The 17,130-nt window shown below is 64.3% G+C and carries 15 protein-coding genes; 9 read left to right on the top strand and 6 right to left on the bottom strand.

What is annotated here, in order from left to right; all coding sequences use genetic code 11:
- The first annotated feature begins 327 nt into the window (after positions 1 to 327).
- Positions 328 to 1,467 (top strand): ArsR family transcriptional regulator, encoded by a 1,140-nt coding sequence (locus tag ACTXPP_RS06210; protein ID WP_443341343.1) that lies wholly within the window; start codon positions 328 to 330, stop codon positions 1,465 to 1,467.
- A gap of 150 nt (positions 1,468 to 1,617) precedes the next feature.
- Here ACTXPP_RS06210 and ACTXPP_RS06205 read toward each other — a convergent pair whose 3' ends face one another.
- The 6 genes from ACTXPP_RS06205 to dnaA all read right to left on the bottom strand — a co-directional run bounded on the left by ACTXPP_RS06205 (position 1,618) and on the right by dnaA (position 10,159).
- Entirely contained in the window at positions 1,618 to 2,484 is an 867-nt protein-coding gene (locus tag ACTXPP_RS06205; RefSeq protein ID WP_301497687.1) for an alpha/beta fold hydrolase, read from the bottom strand.
- Complete coding sequence (gyrB, locus tag ACTXPP_RS06200; protein ID WP_301520583.1) at positions 2,477 to 4,531, bottom strand: DNA topoisomerase (ATP-hydrolyzing) subunit B; 2,055 nt, start codon at positions 4,529 to 4,531, stop codon at positions 2,477 to 2,479. Before gyrB ends, ACTXPP_RS06205 begins: the two co-directional genes overlap by 8 nt.
- A 96-nt stretch (positions 4,532 to 4,627) precedes the next feature.
- The gene (locus ACTXPP_RS06195) at positions 4,628 to 5,227 is read right to left on the bottom strand and encodes a DciA family protein (protein ID WP_367618730.1); all 600 of its coding nucleotides are present in this window, start codon (positions 5,225 to 5,227) and stop codon (positions 4,628 to 4,630) included.
- The gene (recF, locus tag ACTXPP_RS06190) at positions 5,224 to 6,372 is read right to left on the bottom strand and encodes a DNA replication/repair protein RecF (RefSeq protein WP_301497690.1); all 1,149 of its coding nucleotides are present in this window, start codon (positions 6,370 to 6,372) and stop codon (positions 5,224 to 5,226) included. Before recF ends, ACTXPP_RS06195 begins: the two co-directional genes overlap by 4 nt.
- A 1-nt stretch (position 6,373) precedes the next feature.
- The gene (gene dnaN, locus ACTXPP_RS06185; RefSeq protein WP_301497692.1) at positions 6,374 to 7,540 is read right to left on the bottom strand and encodes a DNA polymerase III subunit beta; all 1,167 of its coding nucleotides are present in this window, start codon (positions 7,538 to 7,540) and stop codon (positions 6,374 to 6,376) included.
- Between the two features lie 894 nt (positions 7,541 to 8,434).
- Positions 8,435 to 10,159 carry a chromosomal replication initiator protein DnaA gene (gene dnaA, locus ACTXPP_RS06180; RefSeq protein ID WP_443341342.1) on the bottom strand — a complete coding sequence of 575 codons (1,725 nt, stop codon included), beginning with the start codon at positions 10,157 to 10,159 and terminating at the stop codon, positions 8,435 to 8,437.
- A 753-nt stretch (positions 10,160 to 10,912) separates the two neighbouring features.
- On the opposite strand from dnaA, the gene rpmH reads away from it, so the two are divergent.
- The 8 genes from rpmH to ACTXPP_RS06140 all read left to right on the top strand — a co-directional run bounded on the left by rpmH (position 10,913) and on the right by ACTXPP_RS06140 (position 17,107).
- Positions 10,913 to 11,056: a 50S ribosomal protein L34 gene (rpmH, locus tag ACTXPP_RS06175; RefSeq protein WP_301498625.1), complete on the top strand. Its 144-nt coding sequence runs from the start codon at positions 10,913 to 10,915 to the stop codon at positions 11,054 to 11,056.
- 26 nt (positions 11,057 to 11,082) lie between these two features.
- Positions 11,083 to 11,439, top strand: coding sequence for a ribonuclease P protein component (gene rnpA, locus ACTXPP_RS06170; RefSeq protein ID WP_301520279.1), 357 nt, complete (start codon positions 11,083 to 11,085; stop codon positions 11,437 to 11,439).
- A gap of 142 nt (positions 11,440 to 11,581) precedes the next feature.
- A complete protein-coding gene (yidD, locus tag ACTXPP_RS06165) occupies positions 11,582 to 11,809 on the top strand; it encodes a membrane protein insertion efficiency factor YidD (RefSeq protein WP_301520282.1) in 228 nt (75 codons plus the stop codon).
- A 73-nt stretch (positions 11,810 to 11,882) separates the two neighbouring features.
- A complete protein-coding gene (gene yidC, locus ACTXPP_RS06160) occupies positions 11,883 to 13,205 on the top strand; it encodes a membrane protein insertase YidC (RefSeq protein ID WP_443341341.1) in 1,323 nt (440 codons plus the stop codon).
- A gap of 72 nt (positions 13,206 to 13,277) precedes the next feature.
- Positions 13,278 to 13,937 carry a 16S rRNA (guanine(527)-N(7))-methyltransferase RsmG gene (gene rsmG / locus ACTXPP_RS06155; protein ID WP_301494938.1) on the top strand — a complete coding sequence of 220 codons (660 nt, stop codon included), beginning with the start codon at positions 13,278 to 13,280 and terminating at the stop codon, positions 13,935 to 13,937.
- 215 nt (positions 13,938 to 14,152) lie between these two features.
- Entirely contained in the window at positions 14,153 to 15,094 is a 942-nt protein-coding gene (locus ACTXPP_RS06150; RefSeq protein ID WP_301520277.1) for a ParA family protein, read from the top strand.
- The gene (locus tag ACTXPP_RS06145) at positions 15,094 to 16,278 is read left to right on the top strand and encodes a ParB/RepB/Spo0J family partition protein (RefSeq protein WP_443341340.1); all 1,185 of its coding nucleotides are present in this window, start codon (positions 15,094 to 15,096) and stop codon (positions 16,276 to 16,278) included. Before ACTXPP_RS06150 ends, ACTXPP_RS06145 begins: the two co-directional genes overlap by 1 nt.
- 127 nt (positions 16,279 to 16,405) lie before the next feature.
- On the top strand, positions 16,406 to 17,107 hold the full coding sequence (locus tag ACTXPP_RS06140) for a hypothetical protein (RefSeq protein ID WP_301494932.1): 702 nt from the start codon (positions 16,406 to 16,408) through the stop codon (positions 17,105 to 17,107).
- Positions 17,108 to 17,130 lie beyond the last annotated feature (23 nt).

Raw genomic sequence — 17,130 nt, 5'->3', positions numbered from 1 at the left:
GCGCCGTGGCCTCCACCCACGATGGAACGCGAATCGCCGCTGGTCGGAAGGAACCAGTGCAGCGTCACATCGGCAGTCTTCTCAGTGCACTCAGTAGCTTCAATGGAATCGGTATCTCTAGTAACTTCGACAGTCATTCCACCGAGTAGACCACCAGTACGTAGCCGCGGCGAGCATTCTGTTCGGGGTGAATACGTCGTACCCCGGAGGAGTTCGATTCACAGGGAACAGATAGACAGATCGGTCTGTATCTTTCGATTCGGATGAATTAAAGTCGGGGACATGACCACACCGACGATCACTACGGCGCAGGGCGGGAGACCATCCGTGAATCCCGCAACCGCACACTTCACCGCACCGGCGACCGGCCCTGCCCAGTGCCTGCACCAGGTGCGCACGGTCCCCGGCATCACCCGATCGCAGCTGCACGACGATCTCGGCATGTCCCAACCAACCATCACCCGCCACATCAGCACCCTCATCGACGCCGGTCTGGTGCACCAGGGCTCCCCGACCGCAGCGGGTGCCGTCGGACGTCCCGGCTCCACCCTGCACCCCGACGGTCACAACCTCACCGCACTCGGAGCCCACGTCGGCCTACGTAGCACCCAGCTCGTCGCCGTCGACGGTGCCGGACGCCCCCTGCGCACCCGCACCCTGCGCCTGCCGATCACGGAGCTTCAACCCGACGAGGCCCTGGAAGCCATCAAGCATGGGCTGACCAGCCTGGGGCGCGACCTGCCCAATCCGGTCGGCCTCGGCGTCGCCTTCTCCGCCCACGTCGACTACACCGGACGCATCAACGCACCCGAGTACGGCTGGGAGAACGTGGACCCCGCCGCCCATCTGGACGCCGGCATCCCCGTGGCCGTCTCCACCGGTGTCGGCGCAATGGCCGGTTCCGAGCTGGCCAGCTCGCCGCTGTACCCCCACGCCGACCCGCGGGCCTCGACGCTCTACATCTACGCCCGCGAGCTCGTCGGACACGCCTGGATCGTGGGTGACAGCGTCCACCAGCCCCACACCGGTTCCGCTCCGTCGGCCTTCAAGGAGATCGCCCACTCCGGCCCCTTCCCCACCACCGGCCACGGCCACCCGCTGGGGACGACCTCCGTGCTGGCCACCGCCCGGCAGCGGGGGCTACCGGCCACAACCATCACCGACCTCGTCGCCTTGAGTGAACACAACGAAACCGCCCGTGAGCTCCTCGACGAGCGCGCCCGGCTGCTGTCGCGCATCGTGTCACTGGCCGTGGACGTGGTCGACCCGACCACCGTCGTCTTCGCAGGTGAGACCTTCACTGCGGACGCCGGGACAGTCCGCTTCATCGCCGACGGGCTGCGCGGGGACGGTCGTCAGTTGAGCATCCAGCGGGCCGGGGACGGCATCCTGTCCCGGGCGGCGGCGGTCACCGCACTTCACCGCCTGTGGCAGGATCCGCTGGGAACTCTCGCAGGTCTCCCGTGATCCGGACGCTGACATAGTCAGGTCGCAGTCCCCGCCCCCGCTCCCCTCTCCCTGATGTCGGATAGGTGGGATCAATCGCCGGGATTTCCGCCCAGGAGCAGCAATTCTTCACACGTATCTGACACCGGCTCCGAAATCGAGCTGGCCGGGTCAGGCCGTGGCGTCGGCGAAAGCCCGGAAACGCTCCGACACGACCTGCGGGTCACGGGCCCAGCGGTTGTGACCCAGCGTGCCATCGAACTCCTCGACCTCGGCGGGGATCAGTGATGCCAGGGCATCACAGGATTCCACCGTGCAGTAGGTGTCATTGCTGAAGCGGGTCAACAGAACCGGAACATCCACACACGCCATGGCCGCCTGGTAGTCGATGTCCTGGCCGGTCAGGTCAGCGAGGGTGTTGTGGCGTCCGAACCGGGCCCACTCCCCCAGGTGGATGCCGGACTGGCGACCGTAGTTCGTGATGTCCAACCGTCCGTCCGGCCAGTATCCGAGCACCTTGCTGACACCGCCCATCACATAACCGCCGAAGAACAGGCGGGACCGCTCGGGGTTCGGGAACGTCCGGTACCACGGGGACCCACTGCCGACACCCATCATGCCGCGAACATTGAGCTCTGCAGTTTCCGGACGGGCCAGGAACAGCGAACCGATCTGGCCTCCCATCGAATGGGTCAGCAGGTAGGTCGGGTGATCCGCCTCCAGACCGAGGGCGGTCTTCGCCCCCTCGATGGTGCGCGGGTAGTCCTGGGACGCCAGATCGTGGTATCCCCACCGGTCGCGGCGGGTAGCCACCGCAGTGTTGTCACCCTGACCACGCAATTCGCCGACAGCCACGGAAAAACCCTGGTCGACCAGCGCTTCAGCGATCGGACGGTAGTAGCGTGCACCCATGCCGAACCCGGGCCACACCACCACCAACGGACCGTCGCCGGGGTACAGCCGCACCGGGGAGGTACTGCCGTCCGGCATGGTGACGCGGTAGACGGACGCGCCGGACGTCCCGGAAACTCTAGACATCGAGGAAGCGGACGTCCTTCGCATTGCGGGTGATGAAGCTACGTCGGGCCACGACATCATCGCCCATGAGGATGCTGAAGGTCTCGTCCGCGGAAGCGGCGTCCTCCAGGGTGACCTTCTTCAGCATCCGATCCGTCGGATCCATGGTGGTCTCCCACAGCTCCTTGGCGTTCATCTCGCCGAGACCCTTGTAGCGCTGGATGCCGTCGTCCTTGTTGATCTTACGGCCCTTCTCCAGCCCCTCCTTGAGCTGCTCATCGCGCTCGGCGTCGGAGTAGGCGAAGCCGGGCTCACCCTTGCCCCACTTCAGCTTGTACAGCGGCGGCATGGCGAGGTACACGTAGCCCTCCTCCACCAGCGGACGCATGAAGCGGAACAGCAGGGTCAGCAGCAGGGTGGCGATGTGCTGGCCGTCGACATCGGCGTCGGCCATGAGCACGATCTTGTGGTACCGCAGCTTGGAGATGTCGAACTCGTCGTGGATACCGGTACCCAGGGCGGTGATGATCGCCTGGACCTCGGCGTTCTTCAACACCTTGTCCAGCCGGGCCTTCTCCACGTTGAGGATCTTGCCGCGCAGCGGGAGGATCGCCTGGTACATCGAGTCGCGGCCGGACTTCGCCGAACCACCGGCGGAGTCACCCTCCACGATGTAGAGCTCGGACTTCACCGGGTCCTTGGAGCGGCAGTCGGCGAGCTTGCCGGGCAGCCCACCCAGGTCGGTGGCGGACTTACGACGCACCAGGTCACGGGCCTTACGGGCGGCATCGCGGGCCTGGGCGGAGGAGACTGCCTTGGAGATGATCGCCTTGGCCTCGGCCGGGTTGGCGTCGAACCAGGCGGCGACGTGCTCGTTGACCATCTTCTGCACGAAGCCCTTGATCTCGGTGTTACCGAGTTTGGTCTTCGTCTGGCCCTCGAACTGCGGGTCGCCGACGCGTACGGAGATCACGGCGGCCAGGCCCTCGCGGCAGTCATCGCCGGTGAGCTTGCCGTCCTTCTCCTTCATCAGCTTGTGGTCCCGGGCGTAGCGGTTCATCAACGAGGTCAGCGCGGCGCGGAAACCCTCCTCGTGGGTACCGCCCTCGATGGTGTTGATGGTGTTGGCGAAGGTGTGCACCGACTGGGCGTAACCGGAGTTCCACTGCATCGCGACCTCGACGTCGTGATCGTCGCCCTCGGCGTCGAAACCGATGATGGTGGGGTGCACCGTGGTCTTGGAGCGGTTGAGGTGGGTGACGTAGTCCTTCAGGCCGTCCGGGTAGTGGAAGACCTTGGTGCGCACCTTGGGGGCGGCTGCCTTCTCCTCGGCGGACTGCTCCTCCTCGGTCTTCGGCGCGGCGGCGTCCTCGGTGGCCTCGGCGGCGACGCTCTCGGCCTCGACCTCCTCCTCGACGATCTGCTTACGCTCGTCGGTGAGGGTGATGGTCAGACCCTTGTTGAGGAACGCCATCTCCTGCAGCCGACGAGACACCGTCTCGAAGTTGTAGGTGGTGGTCTCGAAGATCGCTGGATCGGCCCAGAACCGCTGCCGGGTACCGGTGCCACGGGCCTTCTTGACCTGCGCGAGCTCCTCGGGCAGGGAGTTGTTGAACTTCTGGTTCCACAGGTAGCCGTCGCGGGTGATCTGGGTCTCGACCCGGCTCGACAAGGCGTTGACCACGGAGATACCGACACCGTGCAGACCACCGGAGACGGCGTAGGCCTGGGAGTCGAACTTACCGCCGGCGTGCAGCTCGGTCATGACGACCTGGACGGTGGGACGCCCCGTCGGGTGCATCTCCACCGGGATACCACGGCCATTGTCGGCGACCTCGACGGAGCCGTCGTCGTGCAGGGTGACCTCGACCTTGTCGGCGTAGCCGGCCATGGCCTCATCGACGGAGTTGTCGACAACCTCCCAGATCAGGTGGTGCAGGCCGCGCTCACCGGTGGAGCCGATGTACATTCCGGGGCGCTTGCGGACGGCCTCCAGGCCCTCGAGGATGGTGATGGAATCCGCGCCGTAGTCACCGTTGTTCTGGGGGATGTTCTCGGCCTCAGCCACAGTCGCTACCGTTCCTTTACGAGACTCGTCTTGTCCTGGAAGCTCCAGGACACTAACCACACCATCATACCAGCTGACTACCAGCTGACGTGCCGATCAGCCGTAGGTATCGCGAGGTCCGCGTCCCGAAACATGCAGTGGCCCATGCCGCCAACTCGGCGCCTTCGGCCCGTAGATCTTCAACTCGGCGACGACGTCCGGCCCGACCCTGCGGGCGATGGTCTGCAGAATGGTGGTCTGCATCAGCCGCAGGTTGGTCGCCCAGGCGGTGGAGTCACTCTCGATGTGGAGGTGTCGTTTCTGCTCGTTGTACTTCACCACGCGGGTATGTCCGGCGATGTTCTCTCCGACGATCTCCGGCCACGCACTACGCAGCTGCCCGATCGCGAAGTTCCGTGACCAGCCATTACGTCGGATCTCCTTGACCACGAGCTCGTTGAAAGCGCCGGGGTCACGGTAACTCCGGTCGAGCCGTCCGTCGTAGCGGGTCTTCATACGTTTCGGACGCCGCCCCCGTCGCCGAGGGTTGTACGGCGTGCGGCGCCCGGCGGTGCCGGGGGTGTCGCCACCGTTGCCGGACGTGGCATCGGCGCTCGCCGCCGCGCCGTCCCGCCCATTTCCGGTGTCTTTCCTGCGTGTCGGACGCCCCGACAACGCCTTGAGCATCTCCAGGCGATCCTCGATGGGATCATTCATGACAGCTCCGAAATCCGGCCGTCATCGGTGTCGGTCGCCCGGACCTGGTGGACGGTCGCCTTCTCCAGCAACGCCTCGGGGATGTCCTCCCCCACCGCAGCGGTGATCAGCACCTGTTCGGCATCGGAGGCGAGCTCCACCAGTGCTGCGCGGCGGGTACGGTCCAGTTCGGCGAAGACATCATCGAGGATGACCACCGGCTCCGTGCCGTCCGCCCGGTGCATCCGGTGTGCGGCCAGACGCAGCGTCAATGCGAATGACCAGGATTCACCGTGGCTGGCGAAGCCCTTCGCAGGCTGGGACCCCAGGGTCAGCAGCATATCGTCCCGGTGCGGACCGACCAGGGTGATGCCCCGGTCGAGTTCCTGGGATCTCCTGGTCGCGAAGCCTTCCAGCAGCAGTGCTTCAGCAACATCCGGGTCGAGAAGCTGCGGTTCCCCCGGTCCCCCGTGGTCACCGACGGTGGCGGTGTAGGAGATCAGGGCAGGACGCGACCCCGGTGCCAGCCGGGCGTAGGTGTCTGCGACGTGTGGGGCGAGGTCGTGGACCAGCTGCACCCGGGCCGACATGATCTGGCCGCCGAGGTGGGCCAGCCGGGCGTCCCACACGTCGAGTGTGGCCAGCGCGGACTCATCGGTGTCACCACTGCGCAACAGGGCATTGCGCTGGCGCAGGGCCTTGTCGTAGTCGCTGCGCACCCCGGCCAGACGCGGATAGCGGGCGATCATGGTCTGGTCGAGGAACTGGCGGCGCTGTTCCGGCTCGCCGCGGACCAGGGCGAGGTCCTCCGGGGCGAACAGGGTGGTGCGCACGACACCGGCGATGCCGCGCTGGTTCTTCACCGCGGTCCGGTTCACCGCCGCCTGGTTGGCGCCCTGGGCATTCAGGACGAGGTGGGCGGTCAGCTCGCGGCCCTGGTTGACTGCGGTGGCGGAGATCCGGGCGGACGGTTGTCCCTGGCGCACGAGGGCGGCGTCCGAACTGATCCGGTGTGAGCCCAGGTGGGCGAGGTAGCCGAGGGCCTCGATGATGTTGGTCTTGCCGTTGCCGTTCGGGCCGGCGAAAACCGTGATTCCCGGGGTCAGCTCGACGTCGAGCTGACGCCAGGAGCGGAAGTCACCGAGATGGAGCGAGCGAATGTACATGTCAGCCGGGCAGGCGGACCGGCATCAGCAGGTAGGTGAAGGTGGATTCCGGGGTCGGGAAGGTCCCGTCGGTGGACTGCTCGGGCAGCTCGGAGGGCTCGGGCACCAGGATGGCCGACCGGGATGCCTGGTTGAATCCGAAGACCACGCGGTCGGTACCGATGGAACCCAGACCATCCTTGAGGTAGCTGGGGTGGAAGGCGATGACCAGCGGCTCGCCGGCGAAGGCGCAGGGTAGCTGCTCCTTGGCTTCACCGAGGTCACTGCCGCCGGCGGAGAGGGTGAGGTTGCCTTCGCTGAAGTCCAGCTTCACCGGGGAGTTTCCGTCGGTGACCAGGGAGACACGTCGGATCGCGTCGAGCAGCGGCGAGATCTCCACGCTGGCCAGGGAAGTGTGGCTCTTCGGCAGCAGGGAGCGGAACTTCGGGAAGTCCGCGTCGATGAGCCGGGTGGTGGTGCGACGTTCTGCGGTGGAGATACCGAGAAGACGGCCACCTTCGGGGTCCAGGGCGATTTCGACCGGCTCACCGTGGGCGTCCAGCGACTTGGCCGTCTCGGCGAGGGTACGGGCCGGGATGAGGAGTTCTCCGGAGATGTCGGCCCGGGCCGGTGCCCAGTCCAGGGTGCGCACGGCGAGGCGGAAGCGGTCGGTGGCGGCGAGCACGAGGTGCTCGCCGTCGATCTCCATGCGGATACCGGTGAGCATCGGCAGGGTGTCGTCGCGGCTCGAGGCGGTGGCGACCTGGGTGATGACCTGGGCGAAGAGATCCGGGTCCAGGGTTCCGGCGACCTGCGGGAACTCCGGGAGGACGGGGTAGTCCTCGATGGTCATCGCGGGCAGCTCGAAGTGGGAACTACCGCAGTTGACCTGGACCTTGGTGCCGTCGAAGTCGAGCTTGACCGGCTTGTCCGGCAGGGCGCCGATGATGTTGGACGCCAACCGTCCGGCGACCAGGACCTGGCCTGGCTCGGCGACATCGGCGGAGACACGAACCTTGGTGGACACCTCACGGTCGAAGCCGGAGAGCTGGAGGCCGTCCTCGGTGGCGTCGATGAGCACACCGCGCAGAATCGGCTGGCTGGCTTTGCTCGGAAGGTTGCGTGCCACCCAGGCCAGTGCCGAGGAAAAATCATCCTTGGACACGGTGAAGCTGACGTGCTGGTCCACGCGAGGGGTCCTTTCTCTGGCGAGTCTCTGGTCGAGTCCTTTTGCTGGAACTCACACTAGCCGACCTGTCGGACTCACGGTACCGAGCGGCCATCCTGGCCGAGCTCGTCCGGGAGGGCAGAACGTCGAGGCGATCCGGCGATGTGCACACCGGTTGTTTCTTCTTGGAGTTTTACATGGAAATTTCGGTAGTAGCAGTAGGGGGTGTGGATTCTGTGGATAACAGACGATCCTGGCGGTCTCTCTGCTGGTCAGGTTCGTGGCCGTCGGCTGCGGATTTTGTGCACACTGGGTGCATGTGAGTGTGGATAACTGGGGCGAAATGTGGATAACGTCCGGCGGGTGGTAGTTATCCACAATTTGTGCACTTGGTGCCCTGTTGCTGTCCACTGCTTATCCACAGCGGTGACCTGCGCTTATGTCGAAGTTGGAGTAGTACTCACACTGCCGTGACCTGCTGAATTACAAGAATGTCATTTGTCCACATCTCGGTGATGGAATGTGGATGGTGCAGGTCGAGAGACGCCGCATTGGCCTGGTCGCGTTGCTGGATGTGACGAAGATCACTTAATGACACGCCGTGAATTACAAGAATGTGCAGTTCTCTGTGGAATTGTGGACAACTTCTCGAACCTGCAGGTCATACAGTGTGGAGAACTGTCAGTTGCTTGTCCATAACTGGAGGGATCCGGTGGAAAAGCACGTGGACAAGTCTACAACCCCTGGTCAGGCCCTGCCGTGCCCAGTCGACCCCCGCTGGCCCCCGCGCTGGCCCCCGCCGACCCCAGTCGACCTCATCCGGTCCCCCTCTGGCCCCCGCCGGCCGGTGACAACGTCGGCCACCGGAGCGTCCTACTGACTGCGTCCTACTGACAGCCTCCTACTGACAGCGTCTTACTGGCGCGCGCGCGACTTGATGCGCTGGGTGAGCTCCTGGATCTGCTGGAACGTCTTGCGATCCTCCTGGATCGTCGTGCGGACCTTGCGTTCGGCGTAGATCACGGTCGTATGGTCGCGGCCACCGAAGACCCCGCCGATCTCCTTGAGCGGAAGCTCCGTCAGTTCGCGGCACAGGTACATCGCCAGCTGACGGGCGGTGACCAGGTAGCGGTGCTTCGCCTTGCCGATCAGTTCATCGGGGGTCACGTTGAAGTAGCTGGTGATCACCTCGATGATGATCTGCGGAGTGACCTCGACGTCCTTGGGATCAGGCATGATGTCGCGCAGGGCGACCTCCGCAGCCTCCTTGGTCACCGGCTCCTTACTCAGGGAGCAGTACGCGGTGACACGGATCAGCGCGCCCTCGAGCTCACGGATCGACTTCTCGTAGCGGCTGGCGATGAGCTCGAGTACGTCGTCCGGCAGGTACGTGCCCTCCATCTGCGCCTTCTTCGACAGAATCGCCATGCGGGTCTCCAGGTCCGGCGTCTGCACGTCGGTGATCAGTCCACCCTCGAACCGGGTGCGCAGCCGATCCTCCAGGGTGTTCAGCTGCCACGGCGGACGGTCCGAGGACAGCACGATCTGCCGGTTGGCCTGCTGCAACGCATTGAAGGTGTGGAAGAACTCCTCCTGGGTGCTCTCCTTACCCTGGAGGAACTGGACGTCGTCGACGATGAGCATGTCGAGGTTGCGGTAGCGCCGCTTGAACTGTTCACCACGACCGTCACGCACCGAGTTCACGAACTCATTGGTCATCTCCTCACTGGAGATGTAGCGCACCTTCATGCCGGAGCGCAGGTCACGGGCGTAATGGCCGATCGCGTGCAGCAGGTGGGTCTTGCCCAGGCCCGAATCACCCCAGATGAAAAGGGGGTTGTAGGCCTGCGCCGGACGCTCCGCCACCGCCCGGCAGGCAGCATTGGCGAACTGGTTGGACGACCCCGTGACGAAGGTGTCGAAGGTGTAGTCCGGGTTCAGCCGGTTCTCGCTGTTGTCCCGGACCTCGCCGCGCGTGTTCTGCACCTCGTTTGCACTGCCACCACGCTGCTGGAAATGGGAGCCGGTGAGATCCTCCCAGTGCTGGCGTTGCCGCTCCGGGGTTGTTCCCGGTTCGCCCTGTACGCCCTGGTTGAAGTTGGTGGGAGCAGACCCGCCGGCCGGCGGCATGTTCTGCTGGAGTCCTGAGTGCATGGGTCGCTGCATGCCCGGCTGTACGCCGGGCTGCATGTCCCGCTGCATGTCCCGTGGCATTCCGGGCTGCATACCCGACTGTGGGGAGTGAGCGGACTGCGGCGACCCGGAGTCATGGTCGTGGCCGGATTCCCGCTGGTAGTCCATCTCGGGGATCCGCTCCGCTTTCGGGATTACGGTCGGCTCCGAGTCACCCTCCGGAGTCGCGTCCTCCACACTCAGCGACAGAGTCACCGGGTAGCCGACCTCCTCGTAGAGGACATCGCAGATGAGTTCGGACAGGTGGGTCTCGGTCTCGGTGCGGACCCACTTCGACGGTGCCGTGAGCACGACGATGCGGTTCACCAGGATCACCGGGGTGAGCTGGCGCAACAGACTACGGTGCCGTTTCGTCAGCCTGGGGAATTCGGCGGAGTCTTCGTCGGCGCTGACCCAGCGGTCGACCAGGTTCGCCCAGATGTCCGGGAAATTGAGGGCATCGGGCATGTGGGCGAGGGTCCCTTTCTTGGGCTGTGCAGTCTGTGCAGTCTGTGCGGGCGGTGTGGGCGGCGGCGGTATCCACCGTTTCTCCGCATTGTTCCCCCAACAGTGTTCACACCGCGGGAGGTGCCCTGAACTGGGTATCCACATCTTTGTGCACATATGTGGATAACTCGCTCGGGCGCGTTCTGCACATCGTACCGGCACGGTGTGGACAACTTCAACCCTCTCTTGTGAATGCGGACTGACCTGGGAAAACTACCCCTCAACCGGAGGTTCAGAGTCTCAGGGTGGATAGAGTTATCCACATTAGGTCGAGGTGACCTGGGAGGATTTTCAGCGACCTGCAGGTTCACATGTGGACAACTATGTGGGGAGAGTGTCCAGGGCGGTCGGACCACAGGGTGACTTGCGGCGTGGCGGTCAACTAAATGACAAAGGTGTACTTCTGTTTTCCTCGCGTTGTTCCCCGGTGTTCTTCCGTGTCGCTTTTTGATATACGACCCAGAACCACGTAGGGTTTAGATCGTCTTCGAGTGACACTGTGGCTGTCGCGACCGATCGGTGATCGGTCCGTCATCACCGTCTCACTCAACACCGTCACAGGACGGAGGGACAGTGCAAGGTACCTCCGGGTGCCGTTACCGTCCCACCCCCACCGACCGCAGTCGCGGTCCTCTGCGCCGACCGGGCTGCACCACAGTCCAGCCGGTATGCGATCGCGGCGAACGATAAGAACAACTTGAAGGAGTGAGTACCGTGGCCAAGGGCAAGCGTACTTTCCAGCCCAACACCCGTCGTCGCGCTCGTAAGCACGGCTTCCGCGCTCGCATGAGCACCCGCGCCGGCCGCGCCATCGTCTCGGCCCGTCGCCGCAGGGGCCGCAAGAGCGTCTCCGCGTAACACACGCGGAAACCAACACCACCGCAGTGCTTTCCCCGGAACACCGTCTCCGGTCGACCTCGCTTTTCGGCGAGACCGTCCGCCGAGGCAGGAAGAAGGGGGCGCGCACCGTGGTGGTGTATCTGTATGTCCAGGGGGGCACGTTCACCGGGGGTCCGCGCATGGGACTCGTCGTCTCGAAGGCCGTCGGCAACGCCGTGACGCGCCACGCGGTGTCGCGGCGTCTACGGCATGTCACTGCAAGCGTCCTACAGGACCCGCAGGACGCAACGCTGGAACCCGGCGCCTGCCTCGTGCTGCGCGCACTGCCGGCCGCGGCGACGGCGAGCTCGAAGGAGTTGGAGGCCGATGTGCGACGGGCACTCCGGCGACTCAGCGCCTGAGACGGGGTCGCACACCGGTGCCCAGTCTGGCGCCGAGCATGGCCCCCACTCTGGCCCCCAGTCTGGCGCCCAGCGTGGCACCGAGTCTGGCGGGAATCGCGGGACACCAACCCCCGGAGACACCTCCGCCGGCCGTGCCCGACTGACACGACGTCTCATTCTGGGTTACCAGAACTATCTTTCACCCCTTAAACTGGGACCGTCGTGCCGTTTTGAGCCAACCTGCAGCGCGTACGCCCTGACTGCCCTGTCCCGGCATGGTCTGATCAAGGGTGTCATCCTCAGTGTGGGCCGCCTCGCCAGATGTGGACCGTGGCACCCCGGCGGCTGGGACCCTGTCCCGCCGGCACGCCGCCGGACGAAGAAGTAACACACAAGTCCGACTTGTTCGACAAGACCGACCAGACCGACCATCTTCCGACAACAAGGAGATTGCACTAGCAGTGCTTGACTTCATCTACTACCCCATCTCGGCGGTGCTGTGGTTCTGGCACAAAGTCTTCGGCTTTGTGCTGGGCCCGGACTCCGGCCTCTCCTGGGCCCTCGCGATCATCTTCCTCGTGGTGACCATCCGCAGTCTCCTCGTTCGCCCCACCATCAAGCAGCTGCGCTCCAGCCGCAAGATGCAGGAAATGCAGCCGCGAATGCAGGCGATCCGTAAGAAGTACGCCAACGATCAGCAGCAGCAGGCACTGGAGATGCGCAAACTCCAGAAGGAGATGGGTGTCAACCCGCTCGCCTCCTGTCTGCCGATGCTGGTGCAGATCCCGATCTTCATCGGCCTGTTCCACGTGCTTCGCTCCTTCAACCGCACCGGTGACGGCATGGGTCAGCTCGGCATGACCATCGAGGAGACCCGCAACACCTCGAACTACGTCTTCGGTGTCGACGAGGTCCAGTCCTTCCTGGACGCCCGCCTGTCCGGTACCCCGCTGTCCGGCTTCATCTCCATGAGTGAGGACGCCTTTGGCGCATTCTCCGCCGATGGTTCGGTCGACTTCGAGCGCTGGAACATCATCATCGTCGTTCTGCCGCTGATGGCGATCGCCTCGGTGCTGATGCACTTCAACGCCCGCATGTCGATGGACCGGCAGAAGAAGCGTCAGGCTGCGCAGCCGAAGAAGAAGGCGGGAACTGCGCAGGAAGACATGATGCAGAACCAGATGATGATGATGCAGAAGCTGATGCTCTGGGTCATGCCGGTGATGATGTTCGCCGGTGGTTTCCTCTGGCAGGTCGGTCTGGCCGTCTACATGTGCGCCAACACCACCTGGATGTTCGTCCAGCAGCTCCTCGTCTTCCGCAAGATGGACCGCGAAGAGGAGGAGGAGAAGGAGGCGAAGCTCGCCGCCAAGCGCACCAACGCCCCCAAGCCGGGTAAGAAGCCGAAGGGCGGCGCTGCTGCCGCTGCCGCCAGCGCCGGCAATGTCGCGACGGTGTCCGGAGAGGACGCTGGGGACGCTCAGGACGCTCAGGACGCCCTGGAGGGCCCGGACGGTGCCGAGGTCGTCAAGGATGCTTCTGCAGTCTCCCAGGCCTCCAGCGGCTCCGCTGAGGGCGCCGGCTCCTCCTCCAAGTTGGATGACGAGCAGGCCCGGAAATACCGCGCCCAGGCCGAGACGATGACCCCCGAGGCCCTCGACTCCGCCATCACCCGACTGCAGGACGTCATCGACAACCCGCCGTCGAAGAACCAACGAAAGAAGCGTGGCCGGAACCTCGAGTTCCTCGCCATCCTGGAGGACGTCAAGCAGTCCAAGGCCTGACTCCCCTCGCACCGACGCCCCGACCTTCATGGTCGGGGCGTCCTGCTGTCTGGGATGGAGTCCACTGCCGCTATGCTGGACCTCGTGAGTATCGACGACGTTCCAGAGATCCCCGCCATCGCCACCGAGGTCTTCGGTGACCGTGCAGCACTGGCTGTGTCCTACGCTGGCTGGCTGGCGGACGCCGGCGTTGTCCGTGGGCTGATCGGCCCACGTGAGGTTCCCCGCCTGTGGGACCGGCACATCCTGAACAGTGCCGTGCTGGGCGACGTCATCGACGAGGGGGCTCGTGTGGTGGATGTCGGCTCCGGTGCCGGGCTTCCCGGTATCCCGCTGGCGATCGCCCGCCCGGATCTGACTGTCCAGCTGGTGGAGCCGCTGCTGCGACGGGCTACCTTCCTCAAGGAGGTCGTTGACGATCTGGGTTTGACCAATGTCGAGGTGTACCGGGGTCGTGCCGAGGAGAAGGACATCATCTCCGCGGTGGGTGGCGCGGACGTGGTGACCTCCCGCGCCGTCGCCCCGGTCGGACGTCTCATCCGGTGGTCGCTGCCCCTGGCGCGTAAGGGCGGTGCGGTGAAAGCGCTCAAGGGTTCCTCCGTGACCGAAGAGCTGGTGCGCGATCGCAATGAGATCCGTAAGGCCGGAGGATCCGACGGTGAGGTCGTGTCGGTCGGCGAGGGTGTGTTGTCGCAGCCGACGTTCGTGGCCGTGGTGGAGCGACGCCGCTGAGCGTCAGTGGGGACGATGTGACGCTGAATGACATTGTTGTCATTTCGGTCCGGTGCATCGACGCCACGGCCGATGTTTCACGTGAAACCTCCGTTGTTCACACGGGGGAAGACGACTACTGTTGAGGGTTAGACGGGGACACCGTGAATGTTTCACGTGAAACCCCTCCCCCGCTTCTTGACCGTCCGGGGCAATACACTGTGCAAAGGTAGTTCATGATTCCATCTGAGTGGAATGACACCCCCATCGCTGATGCGGCCCGTCGGGCAGCGCGCATTCAGAACCCGGAGCGTCTCACCCTGAACCGGCCCTCAACGACCCGTATCCTCACGGTGTCGAATCAGAAGGGTGGTGTCGGCAAGACCACCTCAACGGTGAACCTGGCGTGGGCGTTGGCATTGCACGGGATGAAGGTTCTGGTCGTCGACCTCGACCCGCAGGGTAACGCCTCGACTGCTTGCGGTGCCGAGCACCGGATGGGCACACCGTCCAGCTATGAGCTGTTGATCGGTGAGAAGAAGCCGGATGAGGTCATCCAGGTGAACTCGGAGAACGAGAATCTGCACTGCATTCCGGCGACCATCGATCTCGCCGGAGCGGAGATCGAACTGGTGTCGATGGTCCGGCGTGAGTACCGACTCACCGATGCGCTACGTAAGAGCTATCTGGCTGAGGCCGGATACGACTACGTCTTCATCGACTGCCCGCCGTCCCTGGGCCTTCTCACGATCAACGCCATGAACACTGCCACCGAGGTGCTCATCCCGATCCAGTGTGAGTACTACGCCCTGGAGGGTGTGGGGCAGCTCCTCAACAACATCACGATGATCCGCGAGCACCTGAACCCGAGACTGCATGTCTCCGCCGTACTGTTGACGATGTACGACGCCCGGACGAAACTGTCGGAGCAGGTCGCCGAGGAAGTCCGGACCCACTTCGGCAGTGCTGTTCTCGAGAACCAGATACCACGGAGCGTCAAGGTCTCGGAAGCTCCCGGCTACGGCAAGACCGTTCTTCAGTACGACCCGGGTTCGCGGGGTTCCCTCGCGTACTTCGATGCTGCAGTGGAACTCGCCGAGCGCGGCGACTACCTGCCGCTGGAAGAGACCGGCCCCATCGGCGTCGCGCCTGAGCTTCACACCACGGAGAAGAACTGATGACTGAAAAGAAGAAGAAGCCGGCCGCTCCCCAGATGCCGAAAGCCGAGACTCAACGCGGCGGACTGGGCCGGGGACTCGGCGCACTGATTCCCACCGGGCCCTCGAAGCCTCGTCTGGGCGCGGGCGCTGCCGATGTGATTCTCGGTACCGGACACTCCTCCCCCGCCGGCGCGTCGGCGACTCGCGGCGCCGAGAAGTCATCATCAGATGGCTCCACCGCTCCGGGATCGTCGACCGTCACGCGCGGCGGCACGTCATCCGGAACCGACTCTGTTACCTCGACAGGTCAGCGTCACAGTGACGTTTCTCCCGTGGAGACCAGTGAGGGTGTAAGTTCCGTCAGTGACGCCGCTGAAACTCCGAATGACTTCGGTGCCAGCTATCGTGAGATTCCGATCGCTGAGATCCGGCGGAATGTGAAGAATCCTCGTGAGGTCTTCGAGGAGGAGCCGCTCAACGAGCTCGTTCACTCGATCAAGGAGTTCGGCCTTCTTCAGCCGATCGTCGTCCGCCCGCTCGAGGCCAACAGTTTCGAACTCATCATGGGTGAGCGCCGCCTCCGTGCGTCCAAACTTGCCGGCCTCGAGCTCATCCCCGCCATCGTTCGCGAGACCGATGACGAAGACATGCTCCGCGATGCTCTCCTGGAGAACATTCATCGTGTCCAGCTCAACCCGCTTGAAGAGGCCAGCGCATACCAGCAGCTGCTGGAGGAGTTCGGCGTCACCCAGGGTGAGTTGGCCAAGCGACTGGGGCGCTCCCGTCCCCTGATCACCAATATGCTGCGTCTGCTGCAGCTGCCGGTCACCACACAGCGCAAGGTGGCTGCAGGTGTGCTCAGTGCTGGCCATGCCCGTGCTCTGCTGGGCGTGAAGACTGGACAGGAGGACCAGGAGCATCTGGCAGACCGGATCGTTGCCGAGGGGCTCAGTGTGCGTGCGACCGAGGAGGCTGTCGTGCTGCTCAACCGCGGTGACGGTCAGGAGAAGTCGCAGCGAAAGCGCGCAGTGCGTGAACAGCCCGAGGCGGTCCAGCACTGGGCATCGTCCGCAGCGGACGCCCTCGATACCCGCGTGACCGTCCAGATGGGTGCCCGCAAGGGAAAGATCGTCGTTGAGTTCGGCGACGAGGACGACTTCGAACGCATCACTGATCTGCTGAAGCTTCCTCGCGAAGACTAGGTCAATGTTTCACGTGAAACCAGGGGGTGGGGTTTCACGTGAAACATTAGTTACCAGAACCACGGCAAAAGCCGCACTGTCTCTATAAGTCCCGGTAGACTGATAGCGGACGACGTAAGGAGCGCCGGTGGAGATCAGGTACAGTGCACTTCGCCTTGACGGTGATGCCCAAGTGGAGGCCGACGCTGCCCGAGATACCTTCTGGGAACTCCCTCCCGGGGCAGAATCCGATGACGCGGTCTTCGACAAGCAGATGTGGGTCCAGACCGTGATGTACCGGTGGGGCATCTGCGGCTACACCGCGTACGTCAGCACCGGCGACGTCGGAAGCGGTGAACGTGCAGCGGCATCAGTGTTCTTCGCTCCCCCGTCCTACTTTCCCGGCTCCTTGGCCATGCCCTCTGGTCCGGTCTCCGGTGACGCGATCCTGATCTCGAATGTCTTCGTGGATCAGCCCTACATGGGTCTGTATCTCGAGCACAGCCTGATCGACACCGTCGTCACTGAGGCGGAGCGACGTGGCATCGTAGCTGTGGAGGCCTTCGGGCGCAATGACGCCGACACTCCGGAGGGTTCCTACTTCCCGGAGGGCTACCACGGGTGGGAGGAGCGTCCGCACAGTGGTGACCTTGAGGGTGCCCCGGTGCTGTCGGCGGACATCCTGGAACAGCAGGGCTTCGAGATTATCGGAAAACACCCGCGCTTTCCCCGGTACCGCAAGGACCTGAACAGTGCGGCATCCCTGTTCAGTGACTTCGAGGCGGACACGCACGCCTTGCTGAACAATTCGGCCCCGCTGAGCACCGTACTCGGCGGCCAGTGGGCCTGACGGCGGGATCAGGCCCCAGAGCC

Source organism: Candidatus Corynebacterium faecigallinarum (assembly GCF_052264515.1).
Classification (GTDB): domain Bacteria; phylum Actinomycetota; class Actinomycetes; order Mycobacteriales; family Mycobacteriaceae; genus Corynebacterium; species Corynebacterium faecigallinarum.
Note: the sequence above shows the minus strand (reverse complement) of the source record. Positions and strands in the feature narration are given on the sequence as shown.

Coding starts and splice junctions, on each gene's coding strand:
- ACTXPP_RS06195 (WP_367618730.1), bottom strand. CDS start 5,227: ATGAATGATCCCATCGAGGATCGCCTGGAGATGCTCAAGGCGTTGTCG.
- ACTXPP_RS06205 (WP_301497687.1), bottom strand. CDS start 2,484: ATGTCTAGAGTTTCCGGGACGTCCGGCGCGTCCGTCTACCGCGTCACC.
- dnaA (WP_443341342.1), bottom strand. CDS start 10,159: ATGCCCGATGCCCTCAATTTCCCGGACATCTGGGCGAACCTGGTCGAC.
- rsmG (WP_301494938.1), top strand. CDS start 13,278: ATGCTGGACCTCGTGAGTATCGACGACGTTCCAGAGATCCCCGCCATC.
- ACTXPP_RS06150 (WP_301520277.1), top strand. CDS start 14,153: ATGATTCCATCTGAGTGGAATGACACCCCCATCGCTGATGCGGCCCGT.
- ACTXPP_RS06145 (WP_443341340.1), top strand. CDS start 15,094: ATGACTGAAAAGAAGAAGAAGCCGGCCGCTCCCCAGATGCCGAAAGCC.
- recF (WP_301497690.1), bottom strand. CDS start 6,372: ATGTACATTCGCTCGCTCCATCTCGGTGACTTCCGCTCCTGGCGTCAG.